Genomic DNA, 2719 nt, shown 5'->3' with positions numbered 1-2719 from the left:
GCATGGAGACCGCCGACCGGCGCCCCACCCGGACCAGGCCCCGCATCAGATGCGGCACCTCAGGGAACGTGCGCAGCACCGACAGATCCAGCCGCGCCGCCACCACCGCCGCCCGGCCCGACGCGGTGGCCGCCTCGAACGCCGCGAGCCCCTGCTCGGCCGACAGCGCCGGCATCCCCGCCCGCGCCATCCTGCGCAGGTCGACTGCGCCCAGCGTGCCGGTCATCCCGGTCTCCTGCTCCCACAGGCCCCAGGCCAGCGACAGCCCCGGCAGTCCCGCAGCCCGACGCGCTTGGACCAAGGTGTCCACAAACGCATTCGCCGCCGCGTAGTTGCCCTGCCCGGCGTTGCCCATCACCCCGGCGAACGAGGAGAACGTCACGAATCCGGCCAGGTCCAGGCCCTGGGTGAGCTCGTGCAGATGCCAGGCGGCGTCGGCCTTGGGACGCAGCACAGCATCCAGCCGCTCAGGCGTCAGCGACGGGATCGTGCCGTCGGCCAGCACACCGGCGGTGTGGATCACCGCGGTCAGCGGATGCTCGTCGTCCATCTGCGCCAGCAGCGCCGCCACCTGATCCCGGTCCGCCATGTCGCAGGCGGCGATCTCGACCTCGACCCCGTGCGCGATCAACTCGGCCTGCAACTCCACCGCACCCGGAGCGTCCAACCCCCGACGGCTGGTCAGCAACAGATGACGCACCCCGCGCTCGGCCACCACATGCCGCGCGAACAGCGACCCCAGACCACCGGTACCACCAGTGATCAACACCGTCCCCTCCGGATCCCAGGAACGGCCCGCCTCGTCACCAACGTCGGATCCTGGCGCCACCCGCGCCATCCGCGGAACCCGCACCTCCCCCTCGCGCACCGCCGCCTGCGGCTCACCCGAGGCCAGCACTCCCGGCAGTGCGTCGAGCAGGGTCGGCAGCGAGGACTCCTGGTCCATGTCGACCAGTACGAACCGGTCCGGGTTCTCCGACTGAGCACTGCGGACAAGGCCCCACACCCCAGCGGCCGGAAGATCAGCCACCATCTCGCCGTCGCCCGACGCGACCGCGCCCCGGGTGACGAACACCAGCCGCGAATCGGCGTACCGCTCGTCCGCCAACCACCGCTGCAGCAGGCCCAGAACGTGGGCGGTCAGCGCATGCGCCGACTCCACCGCCCCGGCCGCGGACTCGGAGACCACCTCCGCCAGCACCACGGCCGGCACCGGACCCGCCTCGGCAAGCGCGGACAGATCCGCATGCACCGACACCCCGTCCCCGGCCGCCCGCAACGCCGCCGCGACACCCAGCGTGTCCAGACCGAGCACCGCCACCGGCACCTCGTCGGTCTGCGGCAGGCCACTCACGGCAGGCCACTCCACCCGGAACAGCGCGTCCTGCCTGGCCCCGCGAGGGTCGAAGCCGGCCAAGTGCTCGGCGGCCATCGGCCGCAGCACCACCGACCGGGCCGACAGCACCGGCTCCCCTGCCGCGTCCACCGCGCTCAGCGACACCGCGTCCGACCCCGTCCTGGCCAGCCGCACCCGCAGCACCGACGCCCCGCCCGCGTGCAGGCACACCTCACCCCATGACAACGGCAAGCGGCCACCCGCGGCATCGTCCAGCCCTGCGAACGGCACAACGTGCAGCGCCGCGTCCAGCAGCGCCGGGTGCAACCCGAACGAAGCCGCATCACCGGCCTGCTCCGGCAAACTCAGCTCGACGAACACCTCGTCATCACGCCGCCAGGCCGCCCGCAACCCCTGGAACACCGGGCCGTACCCCAAGCCCTCCTCCGCCAGCTCTTCATACAGCCCCTCCAGCTCGATCGCAGCCGCGCCAGCCGGAGGCCACACCGCCACATCGAACGGCTCGGCAGGCGAAGCACCCGTGGTGAGAGCGCCGGTGGCGTGCCGCGCCCACGGCACATCGTCGACCGCATCCGCCGACCGGGCGTACACGTTCACCGTCCGACGGCCCGACTCCTCCGCAGCCCCCACCCAGACCTGCACCGCGACCGCCTCGCCCTCGCCCAGCACCAGTGGCACATCCAGCGTCAGCTCCTCCACCAGCTCACAGCCGACCTGGTCACCGGCCCGCACCGCCAGCTCCACGAACGCCGAACCCGGCACCATCACCGAGCCCGCCAACACGTAATCGGCCAGCCACGAATGCGCACTCACCGACAACCGACCCGTCAGCACCACCCCGTCGGAATCGGCCAGCGGCATCGCCGCACCCAGCAGCGGGTGATCCGTCGCGGCCAGACCCAGCACGCGAGCATCACCATCCTGCTTGGCGTTCGGCCAGAATCGCTGGTGCTGGAAGGCGTAGGTGGGCAGGTCGACCTGACGCCCGCCCGCCAGCACCTGCTGCCAGTCCACCTTCACGCCACGGACGAACAGCTCCGCCGCCGAAGTCAGCACCCGCTCCAGGCCGCCGCCGTCGCGGCGCAGCGTCCCGGCGATCACGGTGGTGGCGTCGGTCTCGTCCACGCACTCGCCGATGCCGACCGTCAGCACCGGATGCGAACTCACCTCCACGAACGCCCGATACCGCTGCTCCAGCAACTGCCCGATCGCCGGAGCGAAGCCCACCGTGCGCCGCAGATTCTCACACCAATACCCGGCCTCCAACTCCGGACCCTCCAGCCACTGACCGGTCACCGTCGAGAGCATCGGCACCCGCACCGCACCCGGGCTCACCTCCGCCAGGACCTGGGCCAGCTCTTC

Annotated in this window: 1 protein-coding gene; it reads right to left on the bottom strand. The window is 72.0% G+C overall.

Features of this window, described 5'->3' with window-relative positions; translation table 11 throughout:
- Positions 1-2719, bottom strand: a 2719-nt coding sequence (locus ABZ260_RS49575; protein ID WP_355632527.1) for an SDR family NAD(P)-dependent oxidoreductase, incomplete at both ends; no start/stop codon positions are given.

The organism is Streptosporangium sp. NPDC006013 (assembly GCF_040614275.1).
In the GTDB taxonomy this organism is placed as follows: Bacteria; Actinomycetota; Actinomycetes; order Streptosporangiales; family Streptosporangiaceae; genus Streptosporangium.
The sequence above is the reverse complement of the archived record's forward strand: the minus strand, read 5'-3'. Positions and strand labels throughout refer to the sequence as shown.